Raw genomic sequence first — 18,173 nt, forward strand, 5'->3', positions numbered from 1 at the left:
AGACCGCGACGTTTCAATATTGAATGTGACGTCGAATGTCGCCAAAGTAGCACCGCGAGCCCTTGGGGGAGTAACGATGCGTGATGATCGTCAGCGGCTGGTAGGACTTGTACGCGATGTCCGGACGGCGCCCTACGCCAGGGACCGCGCGCTCGTCGACAAGATTGATAATGATATTGAAAAAGCGCTGAAGCAGCCCGATCGCGGCGGCCCGAAGCCTCCTACAGTCGACAAATGGGTCAGCGAGACCGCCTATGCTCCGCTGTCGCCGGCGCCAGCCGAGCGCTTTCGTCCCGATAACTCGATCCGTGAGGAATCCATAGCCCTGCGCCGGGGCCGTCCTGTCCTTGGCATCACCGAGGGCGCGGCCGTATTGAAATTCACTGACCCCGAAAGTGAAGTCTGGGGCGACCGATTGCGGAAATCCGCCAAGGTGCTGAAGCAGGCCATACCATCGGTCGGCCGCATCGAACTCGACAATTTCATCGCAATGCCGGCTTTGGCCACCGGATGGATGATCCAACCCGGCATCGTTGTGACGAACAGCCACGTCGCAGCCTACTTCGCCGAGCGCGGACCTCAGGGATTCCGCTTCATGACTGGCGATGACCCGCGCCGCCCGATTGGTGTTGCCATCGACTTTCTCGAGGAGGTCGGATCGGTCGCAGAATCGGAGTTCACGATCAGCGATATCCTTTTTGTCGGAGGCCCGCGCGAGCTTGACGTAGCACTCCTGCGCGTCGCTCCTGCCAGCGGCACAGCGCTGCCGCCTCCCCTTGTAATCGATCCTGCCGATCCTTTGGGCAAAACCGTCGCCGTTATCGGTTATCCGCTCCGCGATACCCGCATCCCGGATCAGGCATTAATGGATTCGATCTTCGGCGACGTCTACGGACGCAAGCGGATCGCACCGGGATTCGTGAAATCTCTCATCGGAGCCGAACTCTCTCACGACTGCACGACACTCGGGGGCAACTCCGGCTCCCCCGTCATCGATATCGAGACCGGCCTGGTGGTTGGCCTGCACAAGAGCGGCGTCTTTCTCAAGAGCAACGGAGCTGTGGCAGGCGGCAGTCTCGGCGATCTCGTGACGAAGGCCCTCAAGCCGCCGGTTGTTGCCCTCTCCACTATCAATCGCGAGACAACTCCGCAGATCGTGCAAATGTCCAAGGGAAGCGAGCGGCCCATGTCCGGCACCGAAATTTCCGTCACCATCCCGATCACGGTGACCGTGCGCATCGGGGAACAGACCCCGACGACCATTGCGGCGACATCCGGCGCACGCCCCGTGCGCGGCAATCCAGCGACGTGGACCGAAGTGGAAAGCGCCATCCCTGCCGCCGAGCAGCTTCTCTGCAGCCGCCCCGATGTTGTGGCCGTTTATCCGGGGCTTCGCGTCACGGGAGGAATAATGACCGACGAGCCGGTCATCGTGGTCGCGGTGACGCAGCGGCTCACCCCCGAGGAACTTGCACTCAAGGGCATGACCCTGATTCCAGCGGAATTCGACGGAATTTCTACAGACGTTACCTTCGCCTCGATCGCCGACCAGCTGGGCATCGTCGAGGATTGGGTCACGAACGAAGCAGGCTGGGTTTCGCGCTACCAGCCACGCCCGGAGCTCCCGCTGGATCCAGTGCCGGACGTTGCTGCCGTCACCCTCAGTGTCAGCCCGGATTGCGGCTGGCCGGTACTGAAGGAGTTCCTTCACGGCGTAGGCACACGCCTCACCGTCGGCATGTATGATTTTACCGCGCCACACATTCTGAAAGCCGTCCTCGATACGACAAAGAAGTCTCCGCGTGAGTTGAACCTCGTTTTGCAGGCAGGAGAGGACACCGGAAGCGGGTCGAAAAAGAACGACGGAACAGACATACAAACAAGAGACAGTCTGGCTGCCGAGTTGAAGAAACGCTTCGACTTCTCCTGGGCGTCGATTGCGCGACCGTTCGGCCGCATCGGCAACCCCAACGGCATCTTTGATTCCGCCTACCACATCAAGGTTGCCGTCAAGGATCACGCCTCATTCTGGCTCTCATCCGGCAATTGGCAGAGCTCCAACCAGCCCCCGCTCGGCGAAGACGGGACCGATTTCGGCACTCCGACGAAACTGATCGGTGGCTTCAACCGTGAGTGGCATGCGGTTGTCGAGAACGACCAACTGGCAGAGCTCTACGAGAACCACATCCTGCTTGACCTCAAGCAGGCCAAGGAGACCGAGAATGTCGAGGTTGCCGGCGAAGAGCCCTATGTCTGGGTGCCGGTCGAATATTTTACCGATCCTTTCGACGCGCTGGAAGCGCCTTACGTGCTGCGCAGCTCCAAGCGGATCGAGGGACCACTCGAGATCCACCCCCTTTTGACACCGGACAATTACGCCGAAGTCGTCGCTGAGCTCATTGAGAGGGCCGAGAGCCGCATTCTCTTCCAGAACCAGTCGCTGAAACTGGCTGACAGGGATGGGGACGCACCGCATTTCCGCCGCCTGGTTGATGGCCTGCTCGCCAAGCAGCAGACGGGGCTCGATGTCCGCATCATCTTCCGCCGCATCGGTGACGATCTGCGCAAGACGCTAACCAAGCTCAAAAAGAAGGGCTTTGACTTCAATAAGTTGAAGCTCTCTTCCCGCTGCCACACCAAGGGCATCATCATCGACCGGAAGGCCGTCGTCCTCGGAAGTCATAACTGGACAAACGCCGGCACCAAGTTCAACCGGGATGCCAGCTTGGTCATCTACCATTCCGATGCGGTCCGCTATTTTGAGGACCTTTTCGAAGAAGACTGGCGCCGCTCGAGCGAACCGTCCATCGATGAAACACTGCCATCCCCCCGCCTCGTTAGCCCCACCGACACAGAAGCGCCGCCCCGGATGATCCGCGTTCCGCTCAGGGATTGGGTCGCCCTCTGACAGGCTCAGAGAGTACTGTGGAAACTCGCTGCGGCGAGTGGAGTTTCAAAGGCAGGCCTCACAGATCGCCGCGATGTGGCGATGATCCGTGCCGCAGCATCCGCCCAGCACGCGCATCCCGGGGAATGTTTGCCTCAATGTGTTGTAGCGCTGTCCGAGGTCCAGCGGGTCACCGGCGTCGAGCGTTGCCGATTCATCGAGCTCCGCGTGGCTTTTAGCCGAGGCATTGGCCTTGGCTCCATACACACGGTCGACCCACGGCTCTCCCTTTTCGAGAGCCTGCGTGAAATGCGTCGGGTGGGCGCAATTGATCAGATAATAGACCGGCGACGCTCCAGTTGCATCGTCGACGCGGTTGATCGCGTCTGCCAGTGACAGACCGGTCACGAGCCTTCCGTCGGTTTCAACCGTAAAGGATATCGCGCAAGGCATAGCGTTGAGCTGGGCCGCTCGTGCAATCCCGATCGCTTCCTTGTAGTTGGTCAGGGTGTAGGCGGAGACCATGTCCGCTTCCGTTTGCGCGAAGCTCTCGATCTGCGCGGCGTGATAGGTTTCGGCCTCCCCGGCATCCATGTCACCGGCCTTGTAGCCATCGCCGCGCGGTCCGATGGCACCACTGATGACGCAAGGCGCTCCGTCCGGCTCGAATTCATTGCGCAGCTCGGCCAGCAAGGCAATGGAATCCCTGTTGACGGTGCGTAGTTCCTCCGGCCCGTACCCCAGCAGCGCGCCCCAGTCGGGATTTGCCCGCCATGTCGGCGTATCGAGAATGAAGCCGGCGCGATGTTTCCGGGCGATTTCCAGATATCGGATGTAGTAATTCTTCAACTGCTGCCGGCCTTCGGGGCTGGACATCAGCACGAAGGATGCGAAATGTGGAAGCTCGGCACCTTCGTCAAAGATCAGGGTTGTTTCCATTCCCCCGTCGCTCAGGAAAATGTCTCCGGCAAGCTGCGGCAGATTCTGGCGGTATTTGGCCATGTTCTTTCTCCCTCTACGGCCGTTGAACGCGCTTCCCGGCCGCGTCTCCAATCTCCTCTTTCTGTCTGCAAATTCCTCGGTTCAGTCGTAACGCGAACCGCATTCTACATGGGCAAAGCTGCTGCTGAGTGCTTTTGATACGACCATGCGGGCAGCATCCCGAACCGCGGTTCGTCGACCGCAGGAGGCGTTTTTATGCCCCGTTCTCTTTTATCAGAGATATCCGCCCTTCGCGATCAATATGAGTGCTTAGCCCTTCGTAGTTCGGGATCGTCGTATGGGCAGTTTGGATCGTATGCGTGTGGGTCGCCGTTATCACCATGACATCAGTACCCGCAGCGTCTCCGGCCAGGATACCCGGGACCGCGTCTTCAAACACCAGACAGTCTGCCGCTTCAACACCAAGCTTCTTTGCCGCCAGCAGATAACAATCCGGGCTGGGCTTGCCGACTTTCACGTCTTCGGCGGTAACAAGGTTCACAGGTACCGGAATGCCCGCCGCAGCCAGACGGCGCTTTGCAAGCTCAAGCGGCGACGAGGTCACGATCGCCCATTTGACCGATGGCAAAGACTTGAGAAAATCTGCAGCCCCCGGAAGCGGAACGATCCCTTCCACATCGATGATCTCGGCCTCGGTGATCTTTACAGCCTCCTCCTCCGGGTCCACGCCCGGCAGCCCCAGCCTGCGAACAGTATCCACTGCGCGGGCGCCGTGCATGGTTGGCAGGAAGGTTTTGACATCGAGGCCATGCCGTTCGGCCCACCTTGCCCAGACGCGTTCGGCCGCCAATGTGGAATTGAGAAGGGTACCGTCCATGTCGAACAGGAATGCTGCGTAATTCTTGTCAAAAACCGTAGATGTTGTTGGCACGATGGTCTTTTCTTTCTGTGATGAGTGTTGTCGACGCCGGACCCTGACCCTAAGTCAATCCCTCGACATATTGCTAGTGCCGAATCGCGCCGCGAAACGATCAACGTTTGTTCCGTCTGATCGTCTGTCATTAACGAAAACAGCGGCCCGAAGGCCGCTGTCACAAAGTTAGTATTAAGGATTGCAATCTTTACTGGCGTGCATCCAGCAAGTCGTTGACGCGATCGACCTGCTCTGTGGTCAGCGTGCGTCCAAACGCGGTTTCGAGATCGAGCACGGCATCCTCAAGCGCTTCTTCCCGAAGGACAGGATCCTCTATTGCCAGAGCATCTTCCCGGGCGAGTTCATACGTGGCGATCTTGCCGACGGACGAATTTGGTGCGGCGCGTTCCCTCGCCCGCGCGGATGCGTGAGCAGCATTGAGCGGACCCAGCGTGTTCGGGTCATCGGTGATGAGCGCTGCCTCCTGGACATTCTGAACTTTCGTCTTTGGCGATGCCTTCTGAACTTTCTGAACTTTCTGAGCTTTCGTGTTTAGCGATGCCTTCTGAACTTTCTGAGACTTGGATTTGTCATGGGCACTGGCTGATTTGCCACGGTCGGACGATTTTCCGCTGCTTCCGCCGCCGTTCCCATTTCCACCACCGTTCCCGCCGCCATTGCCACCGCCATTTTTGGCAAAGGCCGATCCTACCGGGCTGAAACTATCTGTGGTCGACAACGCCGTGCCGGTTACAAAGAAACCTAGGCAAGCTGCCAGGACGATACCTCGTTTGAATTGAGCCATATTCACCTCTCCCAAAACTACACAATTGTGATTATACCCGAAACTGACCGTTCGTTTAAGGCTCCAATGTGGCAACACGCAGTACACGCGCTCACATACTATTTCAACCCGACACGTACGTCGTCTTACGATCGCGGCTTCGCCGCACCCCAGCGCAAGCCATCCATGAGGAGCGCGACAAGGCGGCGCGAGCGGTCGCGCCAGTCGGGCGTGTCCGGGCTCGAATATATCCCCGACAGCGCGTGCAGCACATCGGCGCTGTCGATGTCGCTGCGGATCGACCCATCGGCAATCGCTGCCTCGACAAGCCCGCGCAAGGCCGACGCGACCATCCCGGCAGTATTGGCGAACACGTCTGAATTCGCGTCAAAGAGTATGCGCAGACTGTTCGCCATGCCCCGCTTAGCCGCGATATAATCGACAAAACGCTGCATCCATTCGGCGAGTGCAATGTCGGGGGCATTGTGCTGCGCGAGTTCATCCGCAGCCGCACAAAGCGCCTCGACCTCGCGGCGGTAGACAACTTCCACGAGGTGTTCACGTGTTGGAAAATGCCGGTAAAGCGTTCCAATTCCCACGCCTGCCTGCCGCGCGATGTCCTCAAGCGAAGCATCGCCACCGCGCTCGGCAAATACGATCCCGGCAATCTCGACGAGCTTTTCCCTATTGCGGCTGGCGTCGGCGCGCAACCGCCTGGCAGGCGGAGACAGTTCGATCTCCTTCAGCTCTGACGGCTCCTTGCTGCGCAATATTCCAACTCCAATACGATTAGGCCTTGAACCCGCATGGGCTAGCCGCTATGTTTCGAAAACGGAGGCGCCTCCGATTATCACGTGACCTCTGGACTCTTATCCCATTCGGGTCTGTGATGTCATGTCTTTTGAGCCTTGAACTCAATAGGTCGCTGACGGATCTGACGGACTCATTCTGAGCGTACTGGAGCAGGACGTCTATGACAAATCGAACCACCATCCAACTTGAAATCAACGGGCAGACGCAGGCGCTTGAAGTCGAGCCGCGTGTGACGTTGCTCGATGCGCTGCGTGATCATCTGCAGCTGACCGGAACGAAGAAAGGTTGTGATCAGGGCCAATGCGGCGCCTGCACTGTCCATGTCGATGGCGAGCGGGTGCTCTCCTGCCTGACCCTGGCAGCACAGGCGGAAGGACGCAAGATCACCACCGTCGAGGGACTTTCCGGACCCGGCGGCGAGCTTCATCCGGTCCAGGCCGCCTTCCTGGAGCACGACGCCTTCCAATGCGGTTACTGCACGCCGGGGCAGATCATGTCGGCCGTGGCCTGTATCCGCGAGGGCCATGCCGGATCTGACGATGAAATCCGCGAATATATGTCGGGAAATCTCTGCCGCTGTGGTGCCTACCCGCACATCGTCGAGGCAATCCGTGAAGCCGCAAAGGTGATGTCATGAGAGATTTCTCCTATCTTCGCGCGGGCTCGGTCGAAGAGGCGCTGAGCGCAGCTGCCATGCCTGCAACAATGCTGTTGGCTGGCGGGACCACGCTGATCGACCTTGCAAAATGCGGCGTCACCGAGCCCGAACGGGTGGTCGACATCACGCACCTCAAAGGGCTCGACACGATCCGCATCGATGCGGAAGGCGCCTTCATCGGTGCCTTGGCCAAGATGAGCCATGTGGCGGCAGATGCAGCTGTTCAGTCTGCGTTCCCGGCCGTTTCGGAATCGCTCTGGCAGGCAGCATCAGCCCAGATCCGCAACATGGCGACGATCGGCGGCAATCTGTTGCAACGGACGCGCTGCGCCTATTTCCGTGACCCGGCAACCTTTCCTGCCTGCAACAAGCGCACACCGGGCAGCGGCTGTTCGGCACTTGAAGGCGTCAATCGCGGCCATGCGGTTCTTGGCGGCAGCGATACGTGCATCGCCATATATCCGGGCGACCTCGCGATAGCGCTCGTCGCCTTCGATGCCATCGTGCATCTTGGCGATCGCAAGATTGCAGTCGATGATTTCTTCCTTCTGCCCGGCACGACTCCGGACAAGGAACACGATCTGCAGCCCGGCGAAATGATCACGGCAATCACCATTCCGGCCTCGGCCGCCGCGCGGCGCTCGACCTATCTCAAGGTGCGCGACCGCCAGTCCTACGAATTCGCAGCTGCCAGCGCCGCCGTCGGCATCGAATTCGAAACGGATGGCAAGACGATCAAGGATGTGCGCGTCGCGCTTGGCGGCGTCGCTACGAAACCCTGGCGCGCACGGACAGTGGAAGAAGCGCTCAAGGGCAAGGCCCTGCAAACGGAAACGGTCAAAACCGCCAGCCGCCTTGCGGTTGAAGGTGCTGTCGCCCATGGCGCCAACCACTACAAGATCGAGCTCGCCTCGCGCGTTATTGAACGTGCCATTCTGAAAATGGGAGCCTTGGCATGACCATTGTCGAAACCAGATCAAAACGCGGCGATGCCTCTGACGGCGCGCTTGGCGGCCGGCTGTCCCGCGTGGATGGCCCCGCCAAGATCACCGGTGAAGCAACTTATGGACTAGAATATCATCCCGAGGGCATGGTTTACGCCGTCCTCGTGCAGAGCACGATAGCCTCCGGCCGCGTCCGCTCCATCGACGCGACGGCGGCGGAAGCCGCTCCGGGTGTGCTGCTCGTCATGACACCGGAAAATGCGCTGCCCATCAAGTCGGCGACCGACTGGCTCGAAACGCCGCCCTCCGAAGCGCCTTACGAGCCCCTCGCCCGCGAGGTCACGTTTAGCGGTCAGCATGTCGCGGCAGTGATCGCCGGGACCTTCGAGCAAGCCACCGCTGCGGCGGCATTACTGAAGATCACCTATGACGAGACGAAGGCGATCACCAGCCTTGACGATCCCGAAGCCGGCATAGGCATTCCGATCGATCAGATGACGGTGGAATGGGGCGATGCCGAGGCGGCCCTTGCAACAGCTCCCGTGCGCATCGAAGGGGAGTACAGAACACCCCGCGAATATAACGTGCCGATCGAGCCGCACGGCCTGATTGCGGAGTGGAAGGGCGATACGCTCACCGTATGGGAGCCCAGCCAGTGGATCGATGGCATGGCTCGCACCTATGCCGAATGGTTTGGCTTGCCGTTTGAGAATGTACGGCTTGTCTCGCCCTATATTGGCGGCGGATTCGGCTCGAAGGCTCTCCCCCTCGAACACAGCGCCGTCGCGATCAACGCCGCCAGAATGCTGGGCCGGCCGGTGAAGCTCGCCGTCACCCGGCCGCAGACCTTCACCGCCTTTGGCGGCAGACCGGCCACGCGCCAAACCATTGCGCTCGGGGCAACACGCGAAGGCAAGCTCCTTTCGATTGTTCATCGCAGCGCCAACGAGACGTCGATGAAGGACATTTTCGTCGAACCTCTGGGTTCGGTCACCTCCCTCATGTACGAGACACCGAACTTGAGTTCCCGCCAGAATGTCGTGCGGGTGAATACCGTCAAACCTGGAGCATTGCGAGCGCCGGGTGAAAACCCGAGCGCCTTCGGTATCGAGTGCGCCATCGATGAACTCGCCTATAAGGTCGGCATCGATCCGCTGGAAATCCGTCTGCTCAACTATGCCGAACAGGATCCACACGCCAAAAAGCCCTGGTCCACCCGCCGCCTGCGCGAAGCCTATGCCGCCGGAGCGGAAGCGTTCGGCTGGTCGAAGCGACATCCGCAACCACGCTCGATGCGTGAGGGCAACCAGCTCATTGGTTATGGTGTCGCCGCAGGCACCTATCCCGTCCGCCGTACGCCGGGCGAAGCGCTCGTTCGCATCCTCAGCGATGGCACGGTCGAAGTCGCCAGCAGCAGCATCGACATGGGTCAGGGTACCTATACGATCCTGGCGCAGACTGCAGCGGAGGCCATCGGCGTTCCCGTCGATGCCGTCAGGGTCAAGCTTGGCGATTCTGCGTTGCCCCGCGCGCCGGTCGCAGGCGGATCGCAGCTCGCCAACCTGATGACCGGAGCGGTGCACAAGGCCGCGCTTGCCGCTCGCGACGAGCTGATCGGCCTTGCCATCAACGACCCGAATTCGCCCTTCCGCAACCTGCAGGCAAATACTCTGGTCGTTGAGGGTGGTCAGATCGCATCACCGCGCGATGCGGGCTCGGGCATTGCCATTGCCGAAGTCATGCAGCGCATCGGCCGCGACCGGATCGAGGCGCTGCGCGATACGCTTCCGGAAAATCTGCGCAACGAGAAGGACCACTTCCGTAACTTCACGACGATCACGACGATGCGTTCGCCGACGGAGGGGGATTATTCGCTACACAGCTGGTGCGTGCATTTCGTCGAGGTGCGTGTTGACGAAGACTTCGGCACCGTTCGTGTTGCTCGGATGGTCTCGGCCCTGGATTCGGGCCGCCTGTACAATCCCAAGCTCGCCGAGAGCCAGTGGAAGGGCGGCATCATCATGGGCATCGGCCAGGCGCTCCTCGAAGAGGGCACCATCGATTCCCGGCATGGCCGCGTCATGAACAACAATCTGGGCGATTATCTCGTGCCCACCAATTCCGACATTCCCGATCTCAAGGTGATCTCGGTTGGCATTCCCGATACCAACGCTTCGGTGCTGGGTGGCAAGGCCGTAGGTGAACTTGCGATTGTGGGTGTCGCGCCGGCCATCGCCAACGCGGTCTTTCATGCAACTGGCAAGCGTATCCGCGACATGCCGATCACGCTGGAAAAGCTGATTTAGGATAGTAGCTGAAGGCGCTGCGTCTCAAGTCACAGCGGCCTTTTGAAAATTCAGCCTGATGAGTCAGCTGGAGCAGTTTCGAGCATCGGAGTGCAGCGGACGGCTTCGTACCCGAGCACCGGAAGCGCAGAACACCGCATCAGGTGGCCATCAGGGTGGATTCGCAAAGGTCTCTAGGCGGCGTCCTGGATCGCTGACAGCTTCCAGTCGGAATCGCCCTTGCGCACGAAGGTCCAGACCTCCGTCGTCTGCGTTGCCTCCTTGTCGTCGCCATTGACGACACGGCCCGTGTTGCGGTCCAGCATGGTATCGACGCTCGAATAGCGCATGGCTGTCGTCGCGAACTGCGTATCGCCCTCTGCCCAGGCCTCTGCGATATCGGCCTGCAGGAGCTGTACATTCGAGACGCTGTTCCGGAGGCCATCCGTAGCATTCTGACCAAGCTCTTCCGCAAGATACGACATGGCCTCTGGCGTGGTCAGCCTGCGCAGGGTTGCATAGTCTTCCTTGCCATAGGCTGTCTGAACCTCGGTCAGGAGCTCTTCGAACCGGTCGAGATCGTCCTGCTTCAGGCCGATCTCATCGGATGCCACCGCCGGGCCCTTTGCCGCCGTTCCCTGACCAAATCCTGTGGTGCTACCCTGCCCCGAGCCGCCACCGATCGTTGGAATACGGAAGGACGAGGACGCTGGCTGTTCACTGCTGTAGGAATTGCGGCCAAACGATTGTCCGGCTCCCGCAGTTGCCGTGGAGGGCTGCCGGGACCGGAAGAACCGCATGGCGAGCATGGCCGCGCCGATAACCAGGCCAATCTGCAGCAGCATGCCAAGGAAGCCGGCCGCACCGCCGAAACCGGCTCCGAACAACGTACCGATCAGGCCGCCAAGAAGCAGACCGCCGATCAGCGACCGTCCCATGCCGCCGAACAGTCCGGGGCGCTGCTGCTGGGCCGCTGCTGGCTGTGCAGCACCAGGCTGGTTTTGCGGCCGCGGGGTCATGGAGCGTTCAATGGGGGCAGCGTTTGAAGGCGCGGTTCGCGTTGGCGCAGGCGCCTGGAAGGTGCGGGTACCGCGGCTGCCGAAACCACCGCCGCCAGCGCGCCGCGCATCGGCCTCGTAGACAGCGCTGAACGAAACCGCCAATCCGATGACGAATATCGCGGCGATCCGGCTGAGACGGGAAAGAACGAGCGGCATGCAGACAATCTCCTCATAATGTTTGTCCCCGCGCATATGGGGAAAGCAATCGGCGATTTGAAGGATCACCTTGCAAATATCGGCAAATACTCGCAATTCGGACAACAGATAAGGGGCAGGCGCAAATGAATGACAAGAATTGGCAGCAACGGGTAGATGCACTCTGGGCTAGGTTTGATCAATTCGAGCCTGCTGATTTTGTCAGGCAGATTGAGGGCCTGGCAAAAGAGGTTCCGCCAGGAGATGCGATCGCTCTGTTCGAACGCGCCTCCGCCCATGACTCGACAGGACAGGAGGAGAAAGCCGCCCCGCTTTACCGGCGGGCAATCGCATCGGGCCTTACTGGCACTCTGCGGCGTCGTGCGATCATCCAGCTGGCGAGCACCTTGCGCAACCTTGGCCAAATCGAGGAGAGCATCGCTCTTCTTACCACCGAGCGGCAAGCTGGTTCCGACGAGCTCGACGATGCGGTTACAGCATTTCTCGCCCTGTCCCTGACTGACGCAGGTCGTGACCGCGAAGCAGTAGCGCTTGCACTTGGAGCCCTGGCTCGTCACCTGCCAAGATACAACCGCTCACTGACGAATTATGCGAAGTCGCTCACCCATAAGGCTTAGGAGCTTTTGCGAGCGCTCCGAGGGGTCCCCGTGCTATAGTGCCGCCCTTGGAGCTACAGGGGAGGGTGAGGTCCGTGGTTCAACCGCACGTGGAACGCAGGCTGGCGGCCATTCTGGCCGCTGACGTTGCGGGTTATAGCCGGCTTATGGGAGTCGATGAAGCCGGAACGGCACGTGCCCTGCGGGGCCACCGGGAAGCCATCTCGCCGATCATCACGAAACAGGGCGGCCGGATCGTCAAGACCATTGGCGACGGCGTGCTTCTGGAATTTCCGTCGGTCGTCGCTGCCGTCGCATGCGCAGCGGCCATCCAGAAGTTGATGTCGGAACGAAATGCGGCTGCACCCGCCGATCAGCGGATGCTGTTCCGGATTGGCATCAATCTCGGCGACGTCCTGATCGAGGGCGATGACATCCTGGGAGACGGCGTCAACGTCGCAGCGCGGCTTGAGGAGATTTCCGAGGCCGGGGGAATTTGCATCTCCGAAGACGTATACCGGCAGATTGACGGCAAGGTCGATATCAACTTTGCCGATATGGGCTTGCACCACCTCAAGAATATCTCTCGTCCGCTGAGGACCTACCGGGCGCATCTGGATCAGATCATGCCGTTGCGGGCGCCCCGACCCGCGCTGCCGGACCGGCCATCGATCGCCGTACTGCCGTTTGGGAACATGAGCAGCGATGCGACAGAGGACTATTTCGGCGACGGCGTCGTCGAAGAGATCATCATCGGGCTGTCGCGCATTCGTTGGCTCTTCGTCATCGCGCGCAATTCCAGCTTTACCTACAAAGGGCGCGCTGTCGACGTGAAGCAAGTCGGGCGTGACTTGGGCGTGCGCTACGTGCTGGAGGGCAGCGTGCGCAGGGCGGCCAACCGGGTGCGTATCTCTGCCCAGCTTATCGAGGCCACCACGGGCGTGCACATTTGGGCGGATCGCTTTGAAGGGGGGCTGGAAGACATTTTCGAGCTTCAGGACCAGATAACCGCGAGCGTGGTTGGCGCCATCGGGTCGAAGCTCGAACAGGCTGAGATCGAGCGGGCCAAGCACAAGCCCACGGAGAACCTCGACGCCTATGATTACTTCCTGCGCGGCTCGGCAGCTCTGCATCGCTGGAGCCGGGAAGGCAATAACGAAGCTCTGCGTCTGTTTTATCGCGCCATCGAACTCGATCCGGAATATGCTGCCGCTTACGGCATGGCCGCCCGCTGCTATTCCCAACGGAAGGCAAGCGGCTGGATGGTCGATCGCGCACAAGAGACTGCCGAAACCGAGCGGCTGGCCCGGCATGCCGCGGCCTTGGGGAAGGATGATGCGGTGGCGCTCTGCACTGCCGGTATCGCCTTCACATATGTTCTCGGCGCCCACGACTATGGCGCTGATTTGCTGGAGCGTGCGCTTGCACTCAATCCCAATTTGGCGTCGGCGTGGCTGTTCAGCGGCTGGGCCAAGATCTGGCGTGGCGAACCTGACGTAGCTATGGACCACCTCACGCGTGCCATGCGCCTGAACCCCCAAGACCCTCAAATGTTCAATGCGCACGCCGCAATGGCTGCCGCCTACTTCTTTGCTGGCCGGTACGAGGATGCGTCTTCATGGGCCAACGCCGCCATTCGCGAGCAGCCGGTTCACTTCATTGGAACCTGCGTCGCTGCTGCAAGCCACGCGCTGGCTGGCCAAGCTGCGGAGGCAACGGAGGCCATGACGCGATTGCGACAGCTTTATCCCGACCTCCGCCTTTCGAACCTCAATGATTGCTTCCCGATCCGGCAACCGGACGATGCCGCGCGATGGGCCGGCGCCCTGGAAAGCGCAGGCCTGCCACAATGATGGCTCTCTCCGGACCACTGCCGGCTAGATACCCGCATACCATTCATAGCCGCGGTCTTCCCAGAAACCACCCTTGCCGCCCCAAAGCCCCTTGAAGCTGTCGACCAGTTCGATCCGCATGACATACTTGGCGTGCTTGTAGCCCAGTTGCCGTTCGACGCGCAGCCGCAGCGGTGCGCCATGGGCGACTTCGAGGTCCTTGCCGTTCATGCTGTAGGCAAGGATTGTCTGCGGATGCCAGGCATCGACAAGGTCGATGCTTTCATAATACTGGCCGCTGCCGTCCAGCGTCTTCTCATATTCGTCGGCGCAATGGAAAACCGCAAAGCGCGCACCCGGTGCGAGCCCTGCCTTTTCAAGAACAAGGCCGAGCTGCACGCCGGTCCACTTGCCGATGGCGCTCCAGCCTTCGACGCAATCGTGCCGCGTGATTTGCGTGCGCGACGCCATGGCCTTGAGATCGGCAAGCGACAGTTCGAGCGGTCGTTGCACCATGCCGTTCACCGTGAGCTTCCAGTCCGCGAAATTGCTTTCCATCAGCCGGGCGTACTCCTCGCCATCGGGCTGCGAAGTACCATTCGCCTTGAAGACCGGCGACATATCTGCCTCGGTGTATTCACGTGCCAATGGCTGGTGCGGCATGAGCAGGCGCTGGGTGCCCAAGGTCAGGGACTCCGCCTTTTGCAGGACATCATTGACCGTGGCGTTTTCCACCAATGCATCGCAGCCGGTCAGAAGGCCGGTTGCAGCGACGCCTGAGCCGATGAGGAAACGCCGGCGTGTGAGATCAAAGCCCATTTGACTTGTCCTTTTCCGGTTCGATCTTCAGCGCGTAGTAGCCGGTGATCATCGAACGCAGATTGTTCCAGACGCCGGAGAGCAGCACCATGACGATGTGGACAATCACGAAGGCAACCAGCAGCGAAGCGCAGATGAAGTGGATTGTGCGCGCTGACTGCCGCCCGCCGAAGACATCGAGCAGCCACGGGAAGATTGCATTGAAACCCGGCGACATGGTGAGTCCGGTCAGCACGATCAGCGGCAGGATGATGAAGATGACACCCACATAAGCGAGCTTTTGCAGCGAATTATAGTGCCGCGCCTCTTCGCCCTTCGGAAAGCGCAGCCGCGCATGTTCGGAAATCTCGTGCGCCAGATGTTTTGGCGTCAGCTGGCCTTTGCTCGGGACAAGATCCCGGCGGAAATGCCCGGCAGCAAGGCCATAGAGCAGATAGACCAGACCATTGATGACAAAGAACCAGGCGAAAAAGAAGTGCCATCGCCGGCCGGTCGCCAGATCCTGATAGCTCGGGATCGTGATCCATGACGGGAATGCACGCGGACTGAGTTCGCCGTCCTCCGTCGAGGCGCCAAGGACGCCCGTGGTGTTCAGCGACAGCGATCCGATGCGGGTGACGCCCTTGATTGTATCGCCGTCCTGGACCGCCCCGATGGAAATGAACGAGGGATCGGGAAGCGCATCGGCACCGTATTGCCCCCAATAGAGTGAAGGATGGGCGTTGAATATTTGCAGCCCGCTCATCAAAAGGAAACTCAGGCACAAAACGTTCAGCCAGTGCGTAACGCGCACCGCGACCGAATGGCGATAGAACAGAACCTTCTTCGGCTTGGCCGTTCCTGTATCGCTTGTGCCGGTGGTGACACTTGTCATGTTGAGCCTCCATAATGTGCCGCCTCTTGCCCCTCCCCCTTTTGGGGAGGGTAAATGCGTCAACGCCTCAGAACTCCACTTACTTCTTCTTGGGAGCCATTGCGTCAGGAGCCATTGCGTCCTTCTTCATCGGCTTCATTGTATCCTTTTTCATCGCCATCGTGTCGCATTCCTTGACCATGGCATTCATCTTCGTCGTGTCTTTCTCCATCTTGGCTTTCGCCATGCAGTCTTCCTGGCTCATCGGCTTCATGGCCTCTTCGGCCTGCGCGATATTTGCACCGGCAAGTCCGGTTGCGAGGACAAAGGCCGACAGGGCGATGCTGCGTGCGAGAATGTTCATGGAAAGTCTCCTTGGTTGGATGAGACACGTTTGAACGTGCCAACAAGTTTCGGATGTCTCTGACATCCACGTGATCCTGGGCATCGCCAGGAATTCCTTTGATCTTCGCTATTGTGTGACGGCCGCCAGGATCGGCCCACCATTGGGGGCTTGGATGAGGATCGCCGTGCGCAGCCCCGGCGTTGCCGCCGGAACATCAATCGTCTCGGCCCTGCCGTTCCAGCTGCCGACCTTGGTCAGGCTGTGAACGACGTTCTTGTGCGGAAGTGTGCGGCCGGTATTCTCGCCGCGATTGACCGGGACATTGACCGTCCGCTCGTCATAGGTGACGAACCAGATATCCGCCTTGCCACCCGGTACGTCGCCCTCGCCTATGGTGAGCTTGCGTTTGGTCAGGTCCAGCGACGGCGTGGCAACTTTGCCTTGCTCCGCGATCAAGTCGTCGATCTCTGAAATCCTGTTGCCGACAACATCGGCGCGGCCATTTACCACGACCTGCGGTGTAAACGGGCCGTCGCGACCGAGCGGCTTTTCATAGTTGACCTGACGATCGGTATACTCAGGCTTGGCGAAAATATCCTTCCAGCCAAGCCGGTCCCAATAGGTGACGCCGAAGCTCAGCGCGAGGACGCCGGGCCGCTTGCTGATTTCAATGAGATTGGCATTTGCCGGTGGGCATGACGAGCAACCCTGGCTGGTGAAAAGTTCGACAACGGTGAGCGGCTTCATGTCCCCGGCAAGGGCTGCAGAGGCGCCAAGACCGAGCAATGCCGTCGCGGCAGCCAAGGCCAACGCATGCATGCCGCCACGATTTCGTTGAACACCCATCTTGATCTCCTCACGTTCCCGAAGTCCGGACTTTGTCGCGGTCACATCAGACAATTCGCGAGGCAATGCGATCTGGTTACAGCCATCACGCATTGGTGATCATTCTTCGGTCGATTCATGTTTGAAGGATTGACCTGCAGCCGACTTCCATCTCATCTGTAACTTTTTCGCCGCTGCCACGAATAAGGAATGAATCGGAGTGCACTCGGTCGAAACGCGATTGAAAGCATTGATGCTCGCAAGCCTTGCGGGTGATGCGCGGAGCTATGGCGTGCTCTTGAATGACGTCGCCAGGCATTTGCGCATTTATTTCCTGCGCCGGCTGGCTGACGCACATAAGGGCGACGCCGACGATCTCGTGCAGGAGACACTGATGGCCTTGCACACGCGGCGCGCAACCTATGAGGTCGACCGGCCTTTTACCGCCTGGCTGCATGCGATTGCGCGCTACAAGCTGATCGATCACTTCAGGCGCAACCGTATCAGGGTAACCGTTCCGCTCGACGATGCGGAGGACTTGTTTGCGCAGGATCAATCTGACGCCGCGGCGGACCGCATGGATGTGGAACGGCTCCTGCAATCCGCGCCGGAAAGGACCAGGGAACTCATCTACCGGACGAAGATCGAGGGCCAATCCATCGCTGAAGTAGCGGAAAGTACCGGCCTTTCGGAGACTTCCGTCAAGGTCAGTATACACAGGGGAATAAGGGCGATAACCGCGAGGTTAAAGGGACATGCAGCCAATGATGACAAATGATCTTATTGCGCGTCTCGCGGGTGAACTGAAGCCGGTGTCGCGCCTCGCTGTCATCCGGCGGGTCGTGACAGGTCTCGGCCTGAGCCTGATCGCTTCTGCCCTTCTCATGTGGTGGTGGCTCGGGATGCGGCCAGACCTTGCTGAAGCGTCAACGACCATGATGTTTTGGAGCAAATTTACCTATACGCTCATCCTCGCCGCTGCCGGCGCCTGGGCAGTCAAGCGCATCGCCCACCCGCTCGGTTCGATTCGCGTCAATATCGGCCTGATTGCCGCGACAATCGTCGTGATGATCATTCTCGCGCTTGTTCAATTGGCGCTGACACCGCCCGAAGAATATATGGCCATGTTGAAAGGCCATACGATCAGGGTCTGCACGTTCAACATCGTCGTGCTGTCGCTGCCGCTGCTGATCGGTGCCTTCTGGGTGCTGCGCGGGCTCGCTCCAACACGGTTGACCGTCGCCGGCGCAGCCGCTGGCCTTGCCGCCGGGTCAATCGCTTCCTTCGTCTATTCGTTCCACTGCGACGAAAGCGCCATGCCTTTCGTCGCAATCTGGTACACACTGGGCGTGCTTGTTGCTGGCCTGATCGGCGCAATCACCGGGCGATATATTCTGAGGTGGTAGCTCTGGTTATCCCCCCATTGAGGGGGAGAGATAATCGGCATTTGCTCTCGCAC

The 18,173-nt window shown here is 59.9% G+C and carries 17 protein-coding genes; 8 read left to right on the forward strand and 9 right to left on the reverse strand.

From position 1 onward, the window contains the following. Window positions 1–76: 76 nt before the first annotated feature. Window positions 77–2,908: a phospholipase D-like domain-containing protein gene (locus tag CU102_RS28640; RefSeq protein ID WP_166648420.1), complete on the forward strand. Its 2,832-nt coding sequence runs from the start codon at window positions 77–79 to the stop codon at window positions 2,906–2,908. Between the two features lie 45 nt (window positions 2,909–2,953). Here CU102_RS28640 and CU102_RS28645 read toward each other — a convergent pair whose 3' ends face one another. From CU102_RS28645 to CU102_RS28660, 4 genes are all read right to left on the reverse strand, one after another. Continuing rightward, window positions 2,954–3,889: a homocysteine S-methyltransferase family protein gene (locus CU102_RS28645; RefSeq protein ID WP_106714394.1), complete on the reverse strand. Its 936-nt coding sequence runs from the start codon at window positions 3,887–3,889 to the stop codon at window positions 2,954–2,956. Between the two features lie 193 nt (window positions 3,890–4,082). Beyond that, window positions 4,083–4,706, reverse strand: coding sequence for an HAD-IA family hydrolase (locus tag CU102_RS28650; protein ID WP_425351621.1), 624 nt, complete (start codon window positions 4,704–4,706; stop codon window positions 4,083–4,085). Window positions 4,707–4,950: 244 nt separating this feature from the next. Beyond that, a complete protein-coding gene (locus tag CU102_RS28655; protein WP_106714396.1) occupies window positions 4,951–5,547 on the reverse strand; it encodes a Holotricin-3 precursor in 597 nt (198 codons plus the stop codon). Between the two features lie 125 nt (window positions 5,548–5,672). Beyond that, window positions 5,673–6,296, reverse strand: a complete 624-nt coding sequence (locus tag CU102_RS28660; RefSeq protein ID WP_106714397.1) for a TetR/AcrR family transcriptional regulator — start codon at window positions 6,294–6,296, stop codon at window positions 5,673–5,675. A gap of 203 nt (window positions 6,297–6,499) precedes the next feature. On the opposite strand from CU102_RS28660, the gene CU102_RS28665 reads away from it, so the two are divergent. Genes CU102_RS28665 through CU102_RS28675 form a run of 3 tightly spaced genes read left to right on the forward strand, consistent with a single transcriptional unit; the run spans window position 6,500 to window position 10,247 of the window. Continuing rightward, window positions 6,500–6,976, forward strand: a complete 477-nt coding sequence (locus CU102_RS28665) for a (2Fe-2S)-binding protein (RefSeq protein ID WP_106714398.1) — start codon at window positions 6,500–6,502, stop codon at window positions 6,974–6,976. Beyond that, window positions 6,973–7,956, forward strand: coding sequence for an FAD binding domain-containing protein (locus tag CU102_RS28670; RefSeq protein WP_106714399.1), 984 nt, complete (start codon window positions 6,973–6,975; stop codon window positions 7,954–7,956). Before CU102_RS28665 ends, CU102_RS28670 begins: the two co-directional genes overlap by 4 nt. After that, window positions 7,953–10,247, forward strand: coding sequence for a xanthine dehydrogenase family protein molybdopterin-binding subunit (locus CU102_RS28675; protein WP_106714400.1), 2,295 nt, complete (start codon window positions 7,953–7,955; stop codon window positions 10,245–10,247). Before CU102_RS28670 ends, CU102_RS28675 begins: the two co-directional genes overlap by 4 nt. A 173-nt stretch (window positions 10,248–10,420) precedes the next feature. On the opposite strand, the gene CU102_RS28680 is transcribed toward CU102_RS28675, so the two are convergent. Continuing rightward, window positions 10,421–11,443, reverse strand: a complete 1,023-nt coding sequence (locus CU102_RS28680) for a Tim44 domain-containing protein (protein ID WP_106714509.1) — start codon at window positions 11,441–11,443, stop codon at window positions 10,421–10,423. 125 nt (window positions 11,444–11,568) lie between these two features. Between CU102_RS28680 and CU102_RS28685 the strand changes: the two genes are divergently transcribed. Together CU102_RS28685 and CU102_RS28690 are read left to right on the forward strand one after the other, a co-directional pair. Continuing rightward, window positions 11,569–12,060, forward strand: a complete 492-nt coding sequence (locus tag CU102_RS28685) for a tetratricopeptide repeat protein (RefSeq protein WP_106714401.1) — start codon at window positions 11,569–11,571, stop codon at window positions 12,058–12,060. Between the two features lie 74 nt (window positions 12,061–12,134). Next, window positions 12,135–13,892 carry an adenylate/guanylate cyclase domain-containing protein gene (locus CU102_RS28690; RefSeq protein WP_280951935.1) on the forward strand — a complete coding sequence of 586 codons (1,758 nt, stop codon included), beginning with the start codon at window positions 12,135–12,137 and terminating at the stop codon, window positions 13,890–13,892. Window positions 13,893–13,916: 24 nt separating this feature from the next. On the opposite strand, the gene CU102_RS28695 is transcribed toward CU102_RS28690, so the two are convergent. The 4 genes from CU102_RS28695 to CU102_RS28710 all read right to left on the reverse strand — a co-directional run bounded on the left by CU102_RS28695 (window position 13,917) and on the right by CU102_RS28710 (window position 16,735). Next, on the reverse strand, window positions 13,917–14,690 hold the full coding sequence (locus CU102_RS28695) for a molybdopterin-binding protein (protein WP_106714402.1): 774 nt from the start codon (window positions 14,688–14,690) through the stop codon (window positions 13,917–13,919). Further along, window positions 14,680–15,564 (reverse strand): cytochrome b/b6 domain-containing protein, encoded by an 885-nt coding sequence (locus CU102_RS28700; protein WP_106714403.1) that lies wholly within the window; start codon window positions 15,562–15,564, stop codon window positions 14,680–14,682. Before CU102_RS28700 ends, CU102_RS28695 begins: the two co-directional genes overlap by 11 nt. Before the next feature lie 79 nt (window positions 15,565–15,643). Beyond that, entirely contained in the window at window positions 15,644–15,907 is a 264-nt protein-coding gene (locus CU102_RS28705; RefSeq protein ID WP_106714404.1) for a hypothetical protein, read from the reverse strand. A 108-nt stretch (window positions 15,908–16,015) separates the two neighbouring features. Continuing rightward, window positions 16,016–16,735: a DUF1223 domain-containing protein gene (locus CU102_RS28710; RefSeq protein WP_106714511.1), complete on the reverse strand. Its 720-nt coding sequence runs from the start codon at window positions 16,733–16,735 to the stop codon at window positions 16,016–16,018. Window positions 16,736–16,934: 199 nt separating this feature from the next. On the opposite strand from CU102_RS28710, the gene CU102_RS28715 reads away from it, so the two are divergent. Next, window positions 16,935–17,492, forward strand: a complete 558-nt coding sequence (locus CU102_RS28715; protein ID WP_106714405.1) for a sigma-70 family RNA polymerase sigma factor — start codon at window positions 16,935–16,937, stop codon at window positions 17,490–17,492. Next, complete coding sequence (locus CU102_RS28720) at window positions 17,479–18,120, forward strand: NrsF family protein (protein ID WP_166648421.1); 642 nt, start codon at window positions 17,479–17,481, stop codon at window positions 18,118–18,120. Before CU102_RS28715 ends, CU102_RS28720 begins: the two co-directional genes overlap by 14 nt. Window positions 18,121–18,173 lie beyond the last annotated feature (53 nt).

It is taken from the genome of Phyllobacterium brassicacearum, assembly GCF_003010955.1.
In the GTDB taxonomy this organism is placed as follows: Bacteria; Pseudomonadota; Alphaproteobacteria; order Rhizobiales; family Rhizobiaceae; genus Phyllobacterium; species Phyllobacterium brassicacearum.